This is a genomic window from Methanosarcina sp. MTP4 (genome assembly GCF_000970045.1).
Classification (GTDB): domain Archaea; phylum Halobacteriota; class Methanosarcinia; order Methanosarcinales; family Methanosarcinaceae; genus MTP4.
This window is the reverse complement of record NZ_CP009505.1, coordinates 4,074,325-4,093,669: the sequence shown is the minus strand read 5'-3', so window position 1 is coordinate 4,093,669 and position 19,345 is coordinate 4,074,325. Positions and strand designations below refer to the sequence as shown.

At 46.5% G+C, this 19,345-nt stretch carries 20 protein-coding genes; 10 read left to right on the top strand and 10 right to left on the bottom strand.

The window, feature by feature from the left end; genetic code table 11:
• Position 1: 1 nt before the first annotated feature.
• The 3 genes from MSMTP_RS17265 to MSMTP_RS17255 all read right to left on the bottom strand — a co-directional run bounded on the left by MSMTP_RS17265 (position 2) and on the right by MSMTP_RS17255 (position 1,787).
• Entirely contained in the window at positions 2-739 is a 738-nt protein-coding gene (locus MSMTP_RS17265) for a DNA polymerase sliding clamp (RefSeq protein ID WP_048182067.1), read from the bottom strand.
• A 336-nt stretch (positions 740-1,075) separates the two neighbouring features.
• Positions 1,076-1,390, bottom strand: a complete 315-nt coding sequence (locus MSMTP_RS17260; protein WP_048182063.1) for a transcription factor S — start codon at positions 1,388-1,390, stop codon at positions 1,076-1,078.
• Entirely contained in the window at positions 1,368-1,787 is a 420-nt protein-coding gene (locus MSMTP_RS17255) for an NUDIX hydrolase (RefSeq protein WP_048182060.1), read from the bottom strand. Before MSMTP_RS17255 ends, MSMTP_RS17260 begins: the two co-directional genes overlap by 23 nt.
• 578 nt (positions 1,788-2,365) lie before the next feature.
• Between MSMTP_RS17255 and artA the strand changes: the two genes are divergently transcribed.
• Genes artA through MSMTP_RS17235 form a run of 4 tightly spaced genes read left to right on the top strand, consistent with a single transcriptional unit; the run spans position 2,366 to position 4,964 of the window.
• A complete protein-coding gene (gene artA, locus MSMTP_RS17250; protein WP_048182057.1) occupies positions 2,366-3,238 on the top strand; it encodes an archaeosortase A in 873 nt (290 codons plus the stop codon).
• A gap of 6 nt (positions 3,239-3,244) precedes the next feature.
• Positions 3,245-3,871 carry a phosphatidylserine decarboxylase gene (locus tag MSMTP_RS17245; protein WP_048182055.1) on the top strand — a complete coding sequence of 209 codons (627 nt, stop codon included), beginning with the start codon at positions 3,245-3,247 and terminating at the stop codon, positions 3,869-3,871.
• Positions 3,868-4,563, top strand: coding sequence for an archaetidylserine synthase (locus MSMTP_RS17240; RefSeq protein ID WP_048182052.1), 696 nt, complete (start codon positions 3,868-3,870; stop codon positions 4,561-4,563). The genes MSMTP_RS17245 and MSMTP_RS17240 overlap by 4 nt, the downstream gene beginning before the upstream one ends.
• A gap of 29 nt (positions 4,564-4,592) precedes the next feature.
• On the top strand, positions 4,593-4,964 hold the full coding sequence (locus MSMTP_RS17235) for a dihydroneopterin aldolase family protein (RefSeq protein ID WP_048182050.1): 372 nt from the start codon (positions 4,593-4,595) through the stop codon (positions 4,962-4,964).
• A 143-nt stretch (positions 4,965-5,107) separates the two neighbouring features.
• Here the strand turns inward: MSMTP_RS17235 and hisC are convergent, their stop codons facing one another.
• From hisC to MSMTP_RS17215, 4 genes are all read right to left on the bottom strand, one after another.
• A complete protein-coding gene (gene hisC, locus MSMTP_RS17230) occupies positions 5,108-6,202 on the bottom strand; it encodes a histidinol-phosphate transaminase (RefSeq protein ID WP_048182048.1) in 1,095 nt (364 codons plus the stop codon).
• Positions 6,189-7,361 (bottom strand): acetylornithine transaminase, encoded by a 1,173-nt coding sequence (locus MSMTP_RS17225; protein ID WP_048183976.1) that lies wholly within the window; start codon positions 7,359-7,361, stop codon positions 6,189-6,191. Before MSMTP_RS17225 ends, hisC begins: the two co-directional genes overlap by 14 nt.
• A 377-nt stretch (positions 7,362-7,738) precedes the next feature.
• On the bottom strand, positions 7,739-8,980 hold the full coding sequence (locus tag MSMTP_RS17220; protein ID WP_231582842.1) for a polymer-forming cytoskeletal protein: 1,242 nt from the start codon (positions 8,978-8,980) through the stop codon (positions 7,739-7,741).
• A gap of 233 nt (positions 8,981-9,213) precedes the next feature.
• Positions 9,214-9,693 (bottom strand): PUA domain-containing protein, encoded by a 480-nt coding sequence (locus MSMTP_RS17215; RefSeq protein WP_048182045.1) that lies wholly within the window; start codon positions 9,691-9,693, stop codon positions 9,214-9,216.
• Positions 9,694-9,943: 250 nt separating this feature from the next.
• Here MSMTP_RS17215 and MSMTP_RS17210 point away from each other — a divergent pair, with 250 nt between their 5' ends.
• The 4 genes from MSMTP_RS17210 (at position 9,944) to MSMTP_RS17195 (ending at position 14,625) form a co-directional block, all read left to right on the top strand.
• Entirely contained in the window at positions 9,944-11,059 is a 1,116-nt protein-coding gene (locus MSMTP_RS17210; protein WP_048183969.1) for a hypothetical protein, read from the top strand.
• 362 nt (positions 11,060-11,421) lie between these two features.
• A complete protein-coding gene (locus tag MSMTP_RS17205) occupies positions 11,422-12,474 on the top strand; it encodes a hypothetical protein (RefSeq protein ID WP_048182043.1) in 1,053 nt (350 codons plus the stop codon).
• 264 nt (positions 12,475-12,738) lie between these two features.
• Entirely contained in the window at positions 12,739-13,863 is a 1,125-nt protein-coding gene (locus MSMTP_RS17200; protein WP_048182040.1) for a hypothetical protein, read from the top strand.
• 195 nt (positions 13,864-14,058) lie between these two features.
• A complete protein-coding gene (locus MSMTP_RS17195; protein WP_048182038.1) occupies positions 14,059-14,625 on the top strand; it encodes a hypothetical protein in 567 nt (188 codons plus the stop codon).
• A 145-nt stretch (positions 14,626-14,770) separates the two neighbouring features.
• Here MSMTP_RS17195 and MSMTP_RS17190 read toward each other — a convergent pair whose 3' ends face one another.
• A complete protein-coding gene (locus MSMTP_RS17190; RefSeq protein ID WP_048182034.1) occupies positions 14,771-15,073 on the bottom strand; it encodes a DUF1894 domain-containing protein in 303 nt (100 codons plus the stop codon).
• A gap of 530 nt (positions 15,074-15,603) precedes the next feature.
• Between MSMTP_RS17190 and MSMTP_RS17185 the strand changes: the two genes are divergently transcribed.
• Both MSMTP_RS17185 and MSMTP_RS17180 read left to right on the top strand, forming a co-directional pair.
• Complete coding sequence (locus MSMTP_RS17185) at positions 15,604-16,062, top strand: DUF1890 domain-containing protein (protein ID WP_048182026.1); 459 nt, start codon at positions 15,604-15,606, stop codon at positions 16,060-16,062.
• Positions 16,059-16,433: a DUF1894 domain-containing protein gene (locus MSMTP_RS17180; RefSeq protein WP_048182023.1), complete on the top strand. Its 375-nt coding sequence runs from the start codon at positions 16,059-16,061 to the stop codon at positions 16,431-16,433. The genes MSMTP_RS17185 and MSMTP_RS17180 overlap by 4 nt, the downstream gene beginning before the upstream one ends.
• A 204-nt stretch (positions 16,434-16,637) precedes the next feature.
• On the opposite strand, the gene purM is transcribed toward MSMTP_RS17180, so the two are convergent.
• Positions 16,638-17,639, bottom strand: a complete 1,002-nt coding sequence (purM, locus tag MSMTP_RS17175; RefSeq protein ID WP_048182021.1) for a phosphoribosylformylglycinamidine cyclo-ligase — start codon at positions 17,637-17,639, stop codon at positions 16,638-16,640.
• Between the two features lie 35 nt (positions 17,640-17,674).
• Entirely contained in the window at positions 17,675-19,081 is a 1,407-nt protein-coding gene (locus MSMTP_RS17170) for an aspartate kinase (RefSeq protein WP_048182018.1), read from the bottom strand.
• Positions 19,082-19,345 lie beyond the last annotated feature (264 nt).

Genomic DNA, 19,345 nt, shown 5'->3' with positions numbered 1-19,345 from the left:
GTTAGTCCGACTCAATTCTCGGAGCCAGAAGATAGGAGATCTTTCCTGCCCCGTTTGCGATTTCAAAATCGATCAGGATTGGGAAGTCTCTGCCAAGGGAGAGGGTAACCTCGTTAATCTTGTTTGTGGGTTTGACAATATCGGACAGGTAGTCCAGGGAGAAGAGTGAACATGCATCTCCAGACTTCATGTCGATCAGCTGGTCCCTGCCCATCTCCAGGCGGACCTTGTCGGTGTCGCCTTTTGCTTCCATGTAAAAGGTATCGTCGGAAATTCCCATGAGCATGTGGTCACTGATCTTTTCGGACGCCTTTACAGCCCGCCTCAGGTCAGCTCCGTTAAGGACGACTTTTGCGGGCAGCTCGAGCTGGGGTACCCGCGGTTCTGCCCGGATGGTTGAGGGGTCAAGGAGGGAAAGGGTGTAAGAAAGCCCACCGACGTCGATAAGGAGTTTCTGGTTTACTTCGTCAAGCTCCATCCTCACGGTATCGCTCCTGTCCGCAATTCCCAGCAGGTCCGTGATCTTGTTCAGGTCGACTCCGATTTCGCACTCATCTGCGCTGTATTCATCAAAAGCTGCCGACCCGAGCTCGAAAATCCCCATCGCAACGTTTGCGGGGTCAACCGCTTTTACGGTAATTCCTTCCGAGTTAATCCTGAAGCGTACTTCATCGACAATTACAGCCAGTGAGGCAATCGAATCTTTCAGAAGCTCTGCATTAATCGCTGCCTTGAACATAGTTCTTCTCCGTTAAATAAATTTAAATCTTAAACTCCTATTTACCCTTGAGATATATAAATTTCTTTATAGGCGAGGGCGCTTTCAGGCCGTTTCGGACGGAAAAATCCGGAATCCGGGGAAACAACCTTCTGGAATTTTGGAATCAATAGGTCCAAAGTCCCGGCAACTATATAAAGCTTGGTTAGAAAACCGGAGGCTTTAACCTCATCCGGAAGTCGGAAGGCAGGTTCGCAGGGGGCATTCGCTTTCTTTTAGGAATGCAGGGTTGCGGGAACAGCAACTCCCTTACAGTTCTCGAGCTTTTTTTTGCGATAGGATTTTTTTCCCGGATTTTTAGTCGTATTCTCTCCAGGTGAACCCACATTTGGTGCACTTGAAAAAGCGGGTTTCTGACTCATCTGCAGATCGGAGCTGTCTTAACCACCAGTATGCGCTGTTATTCCCGCATTCCGGACATTTTGCGTTTGTTGAGGGCAGACCCGACATCTGTTCCCCTTCCAGGACTACCACTTCGTGTTCTTCCATCTTTGCTTTGGAGACAAACGCTTTTGCGTTTTCTTCAACGGGTTCCGAATGACCACATTTTCTACATTCTAAATTGCCATTCTTAGGAAACATCATACTTTTACATTTGGGACAAAACCGCATTAATATCACTTTTTGCATCGTTTATCATTTTATCATGGTCAAAAGCCAGTTCAGGGATTGAATCAAGTTCAAAAAGCTCCACATCAGCGGCATCAGAGCCCGATCTTAATTGTCCTTGTCCTGTCGCGAGGTAACACACCGAAACCGTATGCCTTCTCGGGTCTCGACGGGGGTCGGAATAGACCCCGATTAACTTGACGAGTTCTATAGAAAGTCCGGTTTCTTCAAAAGCTTCTCTTACAGCTGCCTTTTCCGTGCTTTCTCCGACTTCAACAAAGCCGCCCGGAAGGGCAAATTTTCCTTGATAGGGGGGGTTTTTTCTCTTTATAAGAACAAGCCTGTTTTTATAGAGGATCACTGCGTCTACGGTTAGACTGGGACTGGAGGGAGGACTCATAAAACGCCTTCGTAACACACTTTCATGGAGATGTTTTTACCGCTATCAATCTCCTCATGAATGATGTTTTTCCGGCAGGTGTGCCGGAGTAGAATATTATATTATGTTGTATTATGTTATAGCAGAATATTATATTATTATTGTACATATGTAGAAAATCGTTATCATATTTCAATTATTCTTCTAAATTCTTTTTTTCTTTGCAGGAATTTCTCATGCAAAAAGATTCCTTTTGCTGAAGCCTTTCTTAAAGTTTTCTATTCTTTGCTTCCTAAGTAACTTCTCTTTTCCATCTGGTAAACTTCTTTTTGTCAGGCAGCAGGTTTTTTATTAACGGAAACCTTCTTGTAATCGGTATTCTTCTATAATAGAAATTTATTATCATACTTACTAAGTGCTTGTAAATCAAGTGCTCTCTCCCGGGCTTCTTCTGGCTTTTGCAGCCATAACGCATCGGGTTTTTCAAATGAGACTAAAATCCGCATGCCTGGTAGCTTGTAACTGAATCTTCAATAGAAATGCTTTTAATCATCTTGGAGAATTTCAGATACTGTTTTCCGGAAAAAGGTGCTTGAAAAATGATCGAAAATGTACTCTGGCTTGCAGTCGGGTTAATGATTGCATCATCAGTAATTCCCAGGAACCTTATGGTCCGCAAACTGGTCGGCGGAATAGGCTGGGGATTATTTTCCGTTCACTGGGGTTACCAGCCCTTTCACTACATAGAGATTCAGGACTATGCAAATGTGGGCTTAACCTTTATCTTTGCCCTTTTCTGTGTGTTCGTTGCGTACATAATGCTCCGGGAATACAGGGAAGGCGTCCTCCTGGTAGGAAAGAACAGGGATCTGGTACGCTCGAAAATTCCTTCCCCCAATGGCATGGAAAAAGGCATGGAAATAACTTCCATGCTTACAAGTGCAAGTGCCCTCGGAGCTCTTATCTATTTCCCATTTGCGAATTTTTCAGCCCTTAACACCTGGATCATAGGAGAGGTAGCCTCCCAGGTTGTCTGGATACTCCATTATTTTGATATCCCTGTGTATATGAAGGACTGGAATATGATAACCCTGAACGGGTATACCGTGGAGATCATCCTTGCCTGTACGGCAATCGAGAGCATTGCTCTTTTCATGGGACTTATCGGTTCTGTCAGTGCTCCTTTCAGGCGCCTGGTTGCCGCTTTTATTGTTTCAGTACCGGTGATTTACGTGCTCAATCTTATCAGGGATAGTTTTGTGGTTCTGGCTTACGGGGAACAGTGGTTTGGCATTAACAGTTTCTCGATTGCCCACAACTATATTGCAAAGGCAGGTTCAGGAATAGCTCTCTTTTTAATTTCATACGCAGTACTCCGCATCCTGCCGGAACTGCTGGATCTGATCGATGGTTTGTGGGTTGTCCTTTCCAGAGAAATGAAAAATATCCTGGACAGGTTTGCGGGGGACTGAAGAGGCATGTTTGCAAAAGGCTCAGAACCCTGGATTTGTGCTGCTATCTCCGTCACCGCCCTTCTTGCGGGCTTTCATCGGGTTACGAATTATTCCGTGTTTCTCCACGCTACGTATCTGGGGACAGCAATGGCCATATTCATGGTCTGGTTCTTCAGGGACCCCGAGAGGAATGTAGAAGTTTCGGACAACTACATGATCTCTCCGGCTGATGGCACGGTCATTGACATAAGAGGACGCAAAATCTGTATATTCATGTTTCTTCAGAATGTTCATGTAAACAGGACTCCAATTTCCGGCAGGATTACGGAAGTAGTCTACAAAAAAGGAGGATATCTCCCGGCTTTTTGCAAGGACTCTGAAAGGAATGAAAGAAACGAGTTCATTATCATCAGCAAACACGGGGATGTTAGTGTTACACAGATCGCAGGTACAATTGCCCGCAGGATCGTTACTTATGCAAAAAAAGATGATGTTGTTGAACAGGGCCAGCGCATAGGTATGATCCGTTTCGGGTCGAGGGTAGACGTGACAATCCCCGAAGCCTTTGACATCACTGTCCGTAAAGGAGAGAGGGTGTCCGCAGGCAGGACCGTTATAGCAACACTAAATGAGGACAGTGATGTATTATGACCCTTTTGCAGCTTTTAAAATTACCTGACTTTGTTTCCCTCTCGAACCTCTTCTTTGGAATCTCGGCTATTTCCGCTGCTCATGTAGGCTCCTTTGACTTTGCCCTGATCCTCCTGCTCCTTGCAGCAATTGCAGATGGGGCTGATGGGTACTTTGCCCGGAAATTCGGGGGAGGTAAGCTTGGGGAACAGCTGGACTCCCTGGCAGATGCTGTCTCTTTCGGTGTCGCTCCTGCTCTTCTCATTTACTTCTATTTCGGCGGAGAAGACCTGATAGTAGTCATTTTTGCATACTTCTACGCCCTCTGCGGGGTCCTGAGACTTGCCCGTTTTAACGTAATCCCCTCGGAAAAGACAGGTTTTGAAGGGCTCCCGATCACCGCAGGCTGTGTTATGCTCGCCTCGTATATGCTCCTGGGAGAAAGCCTTGTCAGGATTGATTTCCTGCTTGCCCTGACTCTTGCCCTGTCCCTCCTGATGGTAAGCTCCGTGGCCTATCCCAAGATCAAGAACTTTAAACTCCTGGCTTTCATAGCTTTCATGTTTTTCGCCATGGTGCTGCTCTTCTTCATAGACCTGCGTTACATGAGGTTCTTTTCCCCTGTTCCTTTCATTTTGATGCTGGTTTATATGCTCTCTCCCTTCCTGAAAGTACCCATGTTGAGCAATGTTAATAATAAAAGGAAAAGGTAAAGGTAAAAAAGGTAAGATAAGGTGATACTATGACTGGTTGTACAAATGATAATATAACTGACAGGGACAACGCTCTCTTCGAGGCAGGCATAAAACTGGGCGCTCTCTACCACCAGTTTACCGGTTCCCCCGTGAACCTGAAAACGGCAGGAAGTCTGGAAAAAGCCATTCAGGAAAGTATCTCCGTCCAGCCTTACGTGGAAGACATTTCCGTAAAAATCGACCGGGAAATGTTAAAGGGTAAACTGAACGATGAATTCGGCTACACCGAACTCCAGGGACCCATGCTGAAGGTTAAAATAACCGTAAAATATGGCTCTAAGCGGGTCAATGTCGGAATGGAATTCGATCCCGAGCTGAATTATCCTCTTATGAAAATCGAAGGAATTGAAGAATTTTGAAGGAATTGAAGAAGTAAAGTTATGAAGCGAATTAATTGAAAAACCGGGTAATTTATAAAATTGAAGTCAGAAACCCGGGCCCGGGGTTTCCGTCACATCTTTTTTCAACTTCCTTTTTCAACTTCCTTTTTCAAACTTCTTTTTTACAATTCTTCTTTTACAGCCTCGAAAGCCCGGACCACCTTATCGTTCTGTTCCGGGGTTCCCACTGTCAGGCGGATCAGGGTATCCCCGGCGTCCCGGAAGGAATCGCAGGGACGCACAATAATTCCTTTTTTCAGGAGAGCTTCGGACACGGCTTTTGATTTAAGCGGGATGACGTCCACGAGGACGAAGTTGGCCTGGGAGGGGTAAACTTTGAAAGGCATCCTCTCTTTCAGGTCTTCCCTTCCTTTCCTGGCAAGTTCTATGCTCTTCCGGAGTTGTTCGGTATCCGATAGGGCAGCGATTCCTGCCCTGAGAGCGGGAAGGCTCACGCAGAAAGGCGTTGCTGCCCGCATGTATTCCCTTTGAAGCCATTCCTGCATGATCCCGTAGCCAAGGCGCAGGCCTGCAAGTCCGAAGGCTTTGGAAAAGGTCCTGCCTACGATCAGGTTGTCGTACTCGCTGACCAGGCTTGAGAGCTTCCTGTCGGCAAATTCCACATAGGCTTCGTCAACGAAGACAAGGGCCCGGGCATTTTCAAGGATCTTCCTGAGGTCGGCTTCGGGCAGGAGGTTTCCCGAGGGGTTGTTGGGGGAGCAGAGGAAGATAAGCTTTGTCCGCGGTGTTTCGGCTGCCAGGACTTTTTCCGGGTCAACGGAAAAGTCGGCTTCCCTGCTGACAAAGACCGGGATTCCCCCGCAGGCCAGGGCCGGAAGTTCGTAATAGGCAAAGGTGGGGGTCGGGACAATGACTTCGTCTCCCTTTTCGAGGGTGAGCCTGCAAAGCCCGTCCAGGAGCCCGTCCATCCCGGGGCCTGACGCGACAAGGTTCGAGACCGGGAATCCTGTGTATTCAGACAGGGCTTCCCTTAACTCCCGGGCATCGGCTGAGGGGTAGATGTTTGCGCCGGGAGCGGCTTTTACCAGGGCTTCCACGGCTTTTGGAGAGGGGCCAAGCGGGTTTTCGTTCGAGCCGAGTTTGATGATCGTTGCAGGGTCAAGCCCGTAAGCCGAGGCTATTTCCTCGATGGACTTGCCGGGCACGTACTCTGCAATCTCAAAAATTTCTTTTTTTATGAGTTCAGGCCTGCTCAAGGATACCAACTACCGTATCTATCTGCTCTTTGGTGATTACAAGCGGGGGCACAAGGCGGAGCACCGAGTCCGAGGTGCAGTTCACAAGCACACCGTGTTCCCGGGCAAAGTCCACGATATCCCCACATTTGTAGTTCATCTCAACCCCGATCATGAGCCCTTTCCCGCGGACTTCCACTACATCGTCCCTGTTCATGTTCCTGAGTTTTTCTATAAAATAAGCTCCCATTTCACGGGAACGTTCTAGGAGCTTTTCTTCCTTGATGGCTCCAATTGAGGCGAGAGCAGCAGCACAGGCCAGGGGCCCGCCTCCGAAGGTGGCCGCATGCTGGCCGCGCTCAAAACTGATTCCTTCACGGGCGGCAATGGCTCCCATGGGGAAACCTCCTCCGATTGCTTTTGCCATGCTCATAATGTCGGGTTCAACCCCTGCCTGCTCTTTACAGAACCAGGTCCCTGTCCTCCCAAAGCCGGTCTGCACCTCGTCAAAGATCAGGAGAGTGCCGGTTTCGTCGCAGATTTCCCTTACTTCTTTAAGGTAGCCGGGGTCAGGAATGTTCACCCCGCCTTCCCCCTGGACGGGTTCCAGGATAACGGCGGCGGTATTGTCGGAGATTGCCTGCCTGATTGCAGCGGCATCGGAGTAGGGGACAAAGGTGGTCGCCGTACTTACCGGGGGTTCAAAAGGTGCCCTGTAAGCGTTTTTGTAAGTTACGGAAAGTGCTCCTATGGTCCTGCCGTGGAAGGAGCCTTCAGCTGCAATAAAGGCGCTTTTCCCTGAAACCATGCGGGCAAGTTTCATTGCAGCTTCTACGGCTTCAGCTCCCGAGTTGCAGAAGAAAACACGTCCCATGCCCGTAACCGAGACCAGGGCTTCCGCAAGTTCTGCCTGGATTTCGGTGTAGTATAGGTTGGAGACGTGCATCAGTTCTCCTGCCTGTTCTCTGATAGCTTGGACCACTTTCGGGTGGCAGTGTCCCACGTTGTTTACCGCAATCCCTGCCACGCAGTCGATATACTCTTTCCCGTGCACGTCATAGACAAGCGCACCTTTTCCTTTCGAGAGCACAAGGGGCTGGCGCCCATAGGTCTGCATAACGTATTTTGCATCTTTCCCGATGACGGAATCGTACTTTGCCTGCGGATCTTTCTGATCCATTATTCCTTCTGTCAAATGAACACCTTCTCTGAGATTTATAACTAAAGGTTATAATGGTAAGCCGCTTACTTGCAACCGCTTACTTGCGACAACTTACTTGCAGCTCTTACCTGCGGAAGAATATCTCCGTAATTATAGCAGTCAGTTGAAACTCTCATCTATTCTATCTGAAGCCAGATAATTCCCTGATTCCCTAATTAATCTTACTGCTACCTGGCAGTTTCCTTTAAAGAATATAGTACCTTGTTAAAGGTTTCTTCATTCAAAATAAAAAAAATCGAAATATGTCTTAGAAGGGTCAGGATTAGTCAGGGTTGGGGAGTTTTCTGACTCTTCCCAGCGTTGGGCTCGGAGTGGGGGAATGTCCGGTCCCCGGCTTATGGCAGTCTTCCGGAACCTGAAGCCCTGCATTTTTCTAATCTGAACCTCTGCGCACCCATGAAACGTCGGCTTCTTCCCATTGCCCCAGTCCTGGCAGGCATTCTTCCTCTGCCGGGCACAAAACCGTTTTTAGCTTTTGCCTTTGTTTTCATGAGGGTTTCGATTTCTACCACTTCAAAGGCTTTTACGCCCCCTTCTTCATGAGATCTTGCTTTAAACCCTTCAGATGCTTTTTCAGCCGCTGGGCTTTCAAAGTTCCGGATTTTTTTGAAAGCTATTTTTTCTGCAGGTTCCCGGATAAAAGATACTCCGGAAGGTGCCCTGATAGTGCCGTCTACCCTTGCCTTTTCATGCAGGAACACGGCATCGGCCTTTATTCCTCCGTAGATCCGGCTGTTTCTTCCTATACGGACCTGTCCTTTTGAAACAAGGCTGCCGTGGACAGTGCTGTTGTCCCCGAGGGTAATCTTGTCCTCCGAATGGATGCTTCCCTGCAGGGTCAGGCCTTTTCCTGCCTCTAACGACTGCGCCTTAATATTTCCTATGAGAACACAGCCGCTTCCTATCAAGGCTTTTTCTGCAACTTCTATGGCTTTCGGGGAGACTTTCGAGCCGGCGGGCACAATCAGGAGCTTTTCGCCAAGCCGGGGGGTCTCTTCATTGTCCTCATAATCTTCGAAGAGGTCTTCAATGGCTTTTTCAACTTCTTCGCCCTTTCCGAGGCCCATCATTTCCCTGATGTACAGGAAAAGGAACATGATAACGGGTACGGGGTTCCTGACAACTATCCAGCCTTTGGTTTCGAATCCGGCTTTGACCTTCACTTCTTTTCCGACGTCCAGATCTCTTTCAACGGTCAGTTTCCCGTCAATTGTCACGAATTCCCCCAGGTAGGCGTTTCTCCCAACATCGACATTGCTCCCAAATTTGGACCACATGTCAATCCTGGCATCGGACCTGGCTGCAACGTCTCCAGAAACGCTCACCCCTTCCCCGATTATAACCGTATTTCCGGAAATCCCGTATTCAATACTGGAGTGGTTGCCGACAATCACGTCTCCTTCCACGAAGATCCGGTTAGCTTCTATTCTGGTGTTGTCGGGAATGAGCAGGGATTTAAAGACCTGTTCTGGTTCTGAAATGTTTTCACTCTCCGGGGACTGATTTTGGATACCTGGATCTCTGCTGCAGGGATATTGTTTGAAATCCTTTTTCAGAAATCTATGAAGTACTTTCAAGCAAAAACTACTTTACAGGATATATTTTTATTCATTTACTGTGGGCCTGAGCCACACAAAATGGCATCCTTATTATATTATGTCCTATTTCTACCAGCCTTTACATATAAAATATTGTGTAAATTTCCGGAAATGTCTATTCTATTTCCTTTCTCCAGTGTCTTCTCCGGAAAATCCTAAAGATAAATCCGGGAAGTGCAAAGGGAAAACACAGGGACTCCTGCGTTGGAGGTTCATTCCGCTTTCTTTGATTCTATGCCTACCCGCACATCCACTGCAGGCCCACCCTCAAGGGCAAGGACCTCTTCGGGAGAGAGGAGTAGCTGTCCGGTCGCAAGCAGCCTGTCGTTTTCGTCCGTGACAAGGACTTCGTCCCCTGCCCTGAGTTCGGGGTCGAGGGATACCACATGTTTTGCAAAAGCCGTTTTACCTTTTGCCACAAAAGGGGCCGCGTCTTCACAGACCACTACCCTGAGCCTTTTTCCCGGTAAATGTCCGTGAAGAACGGCTGCCCCTTTCATGCTCAGGGTAAAAAAACCGTCCTTTGCCCTTGCTGTTGTGATGCGCTTTCCGGAGTGGAAAACCTGGCGCACTCTCTTTGTCCGGGATAACTGGAATGTTGCCCCTTCAGGGAAAAGTTCTTTTCCGGAGCCTTTACCAAACTGGTAATCCGCGATCGTGCGGACTCTTGTAAGTCTTTCTTCGCTTTGCATGAGAGTAAATAATATGCTGAACTTAAAGCCGTGTCGGTCATCCTGAGTTTTCCGGAGAGATTTCCCGGGATGCATCTTATTAATATTTATAAAATGATATAATAACTTATTTATATTTGTTGCATTAAAGCAGTAACTGGTAGAAAATATAAAATTTCGTGAAAGTTTATGGCGTTTTCCGGGTCCAAGGATCTACGGACCTGATCTGCCGGCCCGGAAAGTTATCTTATATAAAATGTCGAGGGCTCTTTTGATTCGTAAAAACATCTCCCTGGATGATGCTCATCTACTTAAGCTCCAGCCTTTCCTGGACAGGCATGGAGGAAATCTCAGTGCGGCGGTAAGAGAAGCTATCGAGCTTGCCGATCTCGCTCTGGAAATGCACGGGACACCGGAAAAAGCAGCAAATTCTCTGAATGGAAGTGAAATTGATTTCGGAGGAATGGAAACCCTGGTGGAGTCAGGGGAAGGCATCATGGTAAGCCAGCAAGTGTTGAACTGGCTTGTGAAGAATACTTCCGGCAGGCTGCTGGATGAAGACGTTGTCCATGAACTGATCAACCCTTACAGGATCAGAACGATGTCTGAACTTGAAGGATATCTCAATGCCCGAAGCCGGAAGATGGGCTGGAATCTGGAGGTCTCGGCTGCCTGCGGCAAGGAACTTGATCCTGAATTTTCAACTATGAGTTTTCTGGGGGGAGATCGGGACCTCCGGGAACTCGTTGTGGAAACAGTTTGCCTTTTCCTGGCGCGGTGGATGAGCCTAGATGTGGAAGTGGTGCACAGGAAGTCCAACTCGACTACCCTCTACCTGAAGCCCTTTGCACGGCATGAGCAGGGAGAAATTCCCCCCGGGGTCCTGAAGTACTTCGGGTCGATGGACAGCATGTACAGGGAAATCGAAAGAAAAGGGGATTTCTGGAAAACGCTCGTCGAACTATACAAGTTTTTCAACTACCAGCGGATAAACATTGACAGGGACCTCTTCGAATCTTTTGCTGCCGGGGAATATCCCGATATAATGAAGTATTTCGAGGTAAAAGCCGGGCGCCAGCTCCATGAAATCCCGCTTTCGGAACTGATCCCTCTTTTCAAACACCTGTTTATGACCTCACAGCTTGTGGACGATGTCGAAATTAACACGGAAAAAGGGAAAGAGTACATCAAAGTTTACCATAATTATTCCAGTGAAAAGGTAAATGCCAAAATGGTTCGTCTTTTTTCTGATGTATTCCGGGCAGGCTGGCACAGTTTCAGTGTAACCTCTCTTAAGGGGCTTACAATATTGGAGTTCAATGATCCGGAAGTTGAAAAGGAAAGTTCCGGGCTTCCCTACCCTTCAGACGAAGGCGTGGAACTCTGAGAAAATGAGAGTTGGGGTCTAATTTCAGATTTTTTTGTGTCCTTTCAGATCCCTTCGTGTTCTTTCTGATTTTTTCGCCTCTTCTCTTTTTCTTTCGCATCCTCTCGATTTTTTCGTGTTTTTTCAGGCCTTTTTCAGTTTCTCTGTAAGGACCTGTATGAATGCAGCTTATTCTTATTTTATATAATATCCAAGAAATTTTATATACCATCGATTAACATCTTAGTGTGTATTGGATGCCATCCATTCACATCTTGATGCCCGTAAACATCCTTTATCCGGAAATACGAAGGAAATTTGTTTCAAATTTCAATGGCCGGCTTGAAAGTACCTTATTTAAATAAGAACTCTGGGGAACGCTAGTGATCCGAAAGAACATCTCAATGGAAGATGAGTACCTGCAAAAATTGCGCCCTTTTCTGGATAATAATTCTGGTAATCTGAGTGCGGCAATACGGGATGCCATCGAACTTGCCGAAGCTGCATTACAGGAATATGACACAATCGAGGAGGCAATAAAGCACTTCAGGGAAGAATCCGGGTACCCTGCGCTTCGCAACAGCCTAATTGAAAGTGGAGAATGTATATTAATGAGTCAGCTCACCGTTAGGTGGCTGATCGAGAAAACCGATGGGATTCTCGTGGAAGAAGGGGTTGTAAGTGAACTTTTCAATCCTTACCGGATAAAGTCTCTTCCCGACCTGGTGGAGTACCTGAACACCCGAAGCAGGAACATGGGATGGGAACTTGTAGCTTCAACCTATCACCTGGATGACGATAAAACCGAAGTAATCATACTCGAAAACGGGGACCCGAGTTTCAGGGCTTTCATTTCCGAGAAAATCTCTATTTTCCTTGGCTTTTATATGGATCTGGACGTCTCTTTTGTCCACCGGAAATCAAACTCTGTACGTATATATCTCAAGGAATACAGGTCTATGGGTCTGGAACTTCCTCCCGGGATTTTAAAAAACTTCGGAGCTTTCGATGCCGTTTTCAAGGAGATTAAGAGCCGGCCTGATTTCTGGATTTCCCTCATAGTCAGGTACAGGCAGCAAAGGTACCAGAGGGTGAACCTGAACAAGGACGTTTTTGAAGCTTTCCTCGTGGGAGAAGTCCCTGACGTGACAAGCTTTTTTGAAGAATCTGCGGGTAAACCTATACGAGAGATCTCGCTTTGCGAAATGATCGTTGCCACGAAAAAACTGGCCTCAGTCACCCAGCTTGTAAGTGATGTCGAAAGGGTTTTTGAGGAAGGAAGGATGCAGGTAAAAATCCGGCATCAGTTTTCCAGTGAAAAGGCTTCTCTCAAATTGGTTGAAATGTTTTCCAGGCTGTTCCAGGCTGCCGGATATGAGTTTGAAGTAAGGATCATTTCGAACCTTCTGATTTTCGAATTCAGGGAAAAGTGTTAAACAGCCTAAAGGCTTTTTTCAAATAATTCTCTTTTCGGATGTTTTCTTTTTCCCCGGCCTTCTCCCTTCTCTCCAAAGTTCTGTATTCTACGTTTTTGTCCCTCTCAAACTGTCTAATTTTTTAAACACATATACCAAAAAAATTAAAAGTTATAATCTACAATTATTTGGTATTGGGTGTTACTCAATTATGTGGTCAAGGCGAGTGAACAATTAATGCTTAAATACCTGCCTGGTCCCAACAGGTTGAAGAAGGCAATCTAAGTGATAGTCCGGAAGAATATCTCGATTGACCAGTGCTATATCGATAAGCTCCAGCCTTTTCTGGAAAAAAATAACGGCAACCTTAGTGCAGCGATAAGGGACGCTATTGAAATTTCTTCCCGGGTAGTGGAAGGAAAAAAGGCTGTGGATGCGGAAAAGTACGTAAATAATGTTCCTCAAAATGCGGAAATTCGCAATAAGCTTATTGAGACGGAAGAATTCATACTTGTACACCGTACCATGTTTGAATGGTTCTTTAAAAAAACTTCAGGGCTGCTTATGGATGAATCTACAATATATGAGCTTATAAATCCTTATAAGTTCAGAAAGGTCCCTGAAATAATCAACTACCTGAACACACTTAACGAGAAGCTTGGCTGGAAGATTAAGGTTTCCGCAGAATACCAGGGAGAGCCGGAACCGGAATCGTTTACTCTTACTTTCTCAAACGGCAATCCTTCTTTCCGGGAACACCTGGTTCACGGGGTTGCTCTTTACCTGGTTAAACAGATGAAACTGGATGTCCAGGGACTGTACAGCAGGTCAAATGTGACCAAACTTTACCTGAAGCGCTTTAAGTATCTTGATTATGAAAAGGTTCCGGAAGGCTTTGAAGGGCATTTCGGTTCCATGGACAGCACCTTCCGGGAAATCCGGAAAAAGCCTGATTTCTGGAAAAATCTCATCCAGCTCCACAGGCAGCACAACTACCAGCGAATCAGCATACAGAAAACAATTTTTGAGGACCTTGTCTCCGGAAGAGTGCCCGATGTTGCGGATATTGCAAGGGACTTCGAATTCCTCGCGGGAAAACCTCCTGATGCTCTCACTCTTTCCGAACACATTATGATTTTCAAGGAACTCTACCTGACAGACAACATAGGGAGTGATATTGAGGTCTCCACGGAAAAAGGGCGTGAATACATAAAACTCATTCATGAGTATTACGATGAAAAGGTCTGTGAATACGTCACTCAGTATTACTCAAACATGTTAAGGGCTCTTTTCTATCCTTTCACAGTAACTTCCAGTCCCAACATGATCCTTTTTAATTTCAGGAAAGGCCCCGATTCCTGTGCCGAAACAAAACCCGATTTTGTCGATCCCGGTTCTCTGATTCCCTGAAACTCTGCTTTCAGGGTTTTGTTTCAGGATTTTGTTTCAAAAAAATCCACTATTTACTTACTGATGCGTTGACTTACTGATACGTTGACTTACTGATACGTTGACTTACAGATACGTTGACTTACTGATACGTTGACTTACTGATGCGTTGACCTACAGATACATTGATATTGCAGAGTTTCATATCCTTTTTCCATGAGTGACGTGATTCTGCTCTGGGACACCCCTTTGCTTTTTGAAAAACTGTTTCTTGAATACGGCCTTGAATGCACCCGGACACATTCCGGCTCCCTGGGCACCCCCTATCTTCCCGCCTGTAAAATCCTGGTTGTGCCCACAGGTTTTGCAAACCGGCAGTATACCAAAATAGGGTCCGGGATCGAAAGCAGTGGAACTCGCCTTGAAAGGTTTGTGGAAAAGGGTGGGACCCTCCTGATCTTCAGCCCTCTTGTTCCGGAATATGAATATGAATGGCTTCCCTTCACCCTGAAGTACGTAATGGAAGAAAACCCCTGTACTCCCCGGCCAGTAGGCGAGCACGATGCCCAGAAGCTTGTGGAAGGCGTCCACCCTCCCGTTGGATGCGACGGTTATTTCGCAGAAACCGATGCCTACGTGGTGCTGGAAGATGATAAGGGAAGAGCCATTATGGTTGCAAAGGAAATCGGAAAGGGACTGATAGTGGCAACCACCGTGCATGAACTGCCTGCAGAAGAGTTCTTCAAATGCAGGATCTGCGGGGCCTGTAAAGTTAAGGTCTGAACAAGTTCAGGTCAGGAAAGTTCAGGTCAGGAAAGTTAAGATTTGAAGGAAAAGTCAGGTTCGGAAAATTAAGATTTGAAGGAAAAGTCAGATTATGAAGAAAAGTTAAAGTCTTAATTCTTTTTTTTATCGGCCTTCATCTTCCTCATTTTATTTTTTTGACGTCTTTGTCTTTGCTGTACTGGGCTTTCAGCTTTTTGATCTCTTTTGCTTCGTTTCTAAGCCTCAGGACAAACAAGCCGAAGCAGGGTTTTATATACTGAAATATTATGTCGTCTCCTGAAAACCCCACAGGGGCTACCTCTCCCATGAGAGGGAGGTCTTTTACCTTGTATCCGCCGGGTACAAGGTAAACTTCTTCAGAATTATCCTTTACGGTTTTTTCACACTCCTTGAGTGTGGCATTCTTCAGGAGAAGTTCAAAGTCCAGATCGCTTAAACATACCATTTTTGTACCTTTTATGATTTTTTTCTTTTAGATCAGCCAGAAAGATTTTGATGGCTGCCACTGCCTCAAATGACCTTTATTATATCTACAAATTTAAATTAAGGGGGGATACTATATAGAGATAGCTCATTCTAAAAAGAGTAAAAAGATGGTTCCAAGTTTTGCTTCTTTGACTTTATTACGGAACTTTCTAACCCTTAGTGCTTCTCAGAACTTCCTTCTCACGATATTTTAACCTGGGATATTGAACCGTTTTTGGACTGATATCAACAAACATATAAATTGTTAACACATGAGAATTGTTATAATCAGAACTTAGAAGGATCGAAACACGAATATACGGGAAAATGGTTGAATTAAAACGTTTTCTCGTTTCAAGGATTTCCGTCTAAATCTTAATTGCAAAGGTTGAGATTCAGGCTCATCTATATTCCATTCTTACAGATAGCATTCTTACAGATAGCATTCTTACAGATAGCATTCTTACAGATACCATTCTTAATGATAAAAATACATCAGAGATGAAATTTATGACCGGCGTAAAAGTGCTCCTCATGATGGGATGCCCTGAGGTCCCAATTCAAACCAGCATTGCTCTGTATCTTTCCCATAAGCTGACTAACTCAGGATTCGATGTAACCGTTGCCGGGACAGGTGCAGCAACTAAGCTTTTGAGAGTCTCTGATTCCGACAGCTATTATGTAAAAAATCTGGTGAATCTCGATAAAACCCTGAAGGACGTTATTGAGAAAAGAGCGGATTTCGACATCTGCTTTGCCTTTATGCATAATGATGCCGGAATGACCTATGCCGCTACAATGAGTGCCCTTTCCGAGGCTAAACTGTACTCCATAGTCTTTGGAAGGAACGCCGAGGCTCTGGCAGAAACCATCGAATTCGATTGTGATAGGATCATCGAAAAGGCCGCTCACAATCCCGTTCAGCTCAAGAAAAAACTGGATAAGGTGCTGGAGGAGATATCCAAATGAGCTGTATTGAGCAAATGAAGTACGAGATCCTCCTGGATAGGACGACCTATAAGGATGCCAGAGAGTATATTAAGGAAAACTCGGACGAGGTTTACTATGTTTCCCCCGGCTACAAGATATTCAGGGACTACCACATAATAGGAGTTCCGCCCATTGCTCTGGGGGCTAAAGGAAGTGCTCTGATCTTCACCTATACAAAGCCCTGCTATGGAACTTTTGTCCTGACAGTAGACAACGAGGATAGCATAAAGGAGATCAATCGGCTCAGGGAAATGGAGAAGGAAAAGGTGACTTCCTCATTGAAGAAAAGCAAGCCTCCTGAAAGCTCCAAAAAACCACCAGGCAGCTTCCTGGATATGTGGAAAAAATGAATTCAAAAAGCAGGTGAATTCTAAAAAGATTTCAACCTAGGGGAAAAGAGTTTTACCCTCACTTTCCTCTAAGTTGACTTTCAAAATCGAGTTTTGCACTAATTAATTTTGAAGTAATAGTTTTACACTAATTAATTTTGCACTAATAGTTTTGCACTAATAGTTTTGCACTAATAGTTTTGCACTAATTAGTTTTACACTCGCTTATTCTATTACCAGGTCTCTGACCCTGATTCCGCTTTCCACTATTTTCCCTACTATTTTCCCACCGGTTATTTCGGCAGCCCTTGCTGCGTCTTTTTCCGGGAGGATGAGCAGGAAGCCCATGCCCATGTTGAAGGTCTTGTACATCTCAAGGTCCTCGACTCCGCCTTCTTTCTGGAGGAACTTGAAGATCTCCTGGGGTTCCAGGGGGTCGTAAAAGTCGAAACCGAGTTTTGTCACCCTTCTCAGCTTCAAAAGCCCGCTGCCCGTGATGTGGGCAAGCCCGTGGACTTCGCATTCCTTGAGGGCGTCCAGGACTTCGATATAGATCCTGGTCGGTATCAGGAGGTCTTCTCCTATGGTCTTTGAAGCATCGTAGGGGCAGGGGTCCTGGTAGGAGTATTCCGACTCTTCAATGATCTTCCTGACAAGTGTGTAGCCGTTGCTGTGTACCCCGTTGCTCGGGACTCCCACAATAACGTCCCCTTCCTGCACTTTTTCCCCGGTTACTATCTCACCTTTCTTAACCATTCCAAGACAGGTGCCTGCAAGGTCGAAACCTTTGATGATATCGGGCAGAGTTGCGGTTTCCCCTCCCACGATGGACATCCTGGAGATTTCAGCTCCTTTCAAAAGTCCCTCTCCTATCTGCTCGGCGAAGGCTTCATCGTGCTCTTCGAGAGCCAGATAGTCCACAAAAGCCATGGGTTCGGCCCCTATGGCAAGGAGGTCGTTTACGTTCATAGCGATGCAGTCGATTCCCACGGTGTTCCAGCGCTGCATCTCGTTTGCGATGAGAACTTTCGAGCCTACCCCGTCCGTTGCCAGGGCAAGGGCATATTCCCCGAAGTCCAGCAGACCTGCATAGTGCCCGATCCCCGTCAGGGGGGCGCCGATGCCTTCCCGTACATAGCTGAGTTTGCCTGTCAGGGCTTTAATGGTTTTTTCTTCTTTCCTGATGTCAACGCCTGATTCTGCGTATGTAAGGTGTTTTTCGCTCACTCTCTGACCTCTTGCCGTGCCGTTCAAATTTGATATTAGATCCCGTTTCCGTTGTAAAGTTCGAATTCCTGATGCAGGGTCCTGACCGCGGGGATTGCGTCTTTTTCCCGGACCACGAAGGAGATGTTGTACTGCGAAGAGCCCTGGCTGATCATGATGATGTTGATCATGGAATTCCCTAGAGCCCCAAAGACTCGCTTTGCCACTCCCGGGGTCCCGGCCATGCCCGCGCCTACCACGGCAACCACGCAGACTTCTTTGTCCGAAATGATTTCCCGGATGATTTTTCGGTTAAACTCCCTGTGGAGGGCTTTTACGGCCTTTTCCACATGGGCTTCGCTGACCACGAAGGAGAGGTTGGACTCGGAAGAGCCCTGGCTGATCATGACGATGTTCACGCCTGCGCTTGCAAGGGTGGTAAAGAGCCTTGCAACGGTGCCTATGGTGCCTGCCATTTCGGCTCCTGAGATGTTGATAAGAGCTACGTTCTTGATCAGGCTTACCGCCTTTACCACGTGCCTGCACTGGAACTTGTCCGCGACCACAAGGGTGCCTTCGAACAGGGGGGCGAAAGTGTTCTTGACCCGGACAGGGATGTGCTCGCGCATCGCAGGTTCGATTGACCGCGGGTGGAGCACGTTTGCCCCGAAGTAAGAAAGTTCCATGGCTTCGGAGTAGGAAATCCTGGGGATGGTCTTGGCTTCGGGCACGATCCTTGGGTCGGTGGTCATGATTCCGTTTACTTCTTTCCAGAGCCAAATTTCATCAACTTTCAGGGAAGCGCCAAGGATGGATGCCGAGAAGTCCGAGCCGCTCCGGCCAAGTGTCGTAATGATCCCGTCCTCGTTTTCCCCGATAAAGCCTGTGACCACCTGGATCTGGGACTCAAGCCGGCAGCCCAGCCGTTTTTCCACCAATTCGTAGGTCTTTTCAAGAGGCCGGGCGTTTCCGTAATCTCCAGTGGTTATGATCCCGGCTTCGCCTCCCGTGTATTCCGTGGAGGAGACTCCAAGAGAGCGGATTGCTCCTGATATGATAGGGGCTGCCAGGCGTTCCCCGTAGGATGATATGTAGTCAATGGACCTTGGAGTAAGTTCTCCCAGGTAGCAGATCCCGATCAGAGCTTTTTCAAGTTCGTCAATGCGGATGTCAAGGATCTGGAGGACTTCTTCTGCGATTTTGGGGTTGTCAATAGCTTCCTTAACGGCTTCGTGGTGTTTGTTTGTCAGCTCTGTCTTAAACTCTTTCACAAGAGTCACTTTGCCCTTTGTGGAAGCAAAGTTCGCATTTTCCATGAGCACATCGGTCACTCCGCCGAGTGCCGAAGTTACCACCACGATCTGATTGCCTTCCTCATAGTACTTCATGAGGAGCTGGGCAACATGACGGATCTTCTTTCCGTCGCCTACGGAACTTCCTCCAAATTTCATCACAAGTCTCATGATCGAATCACATTTCAGGATTTAAATAAAAGTATTTTAATTTGAATCTTTTAATGATTTATTTTTAATAGGGTTATTCTAATTAGCATCATTCTCTGAAATTTATTCAATTCTGGAATTTATTCAATGCTTATCTGTCATGTTTGCAGTTTGCCTTTCTCTGATACGGTTTTTTTCTGAACGGGCATTTACATGCCAGCTCTTTTTGCAGATTAATATAATTTACGCTGCAAGCATTTCCTGTATAGGATATAGGTACTATAT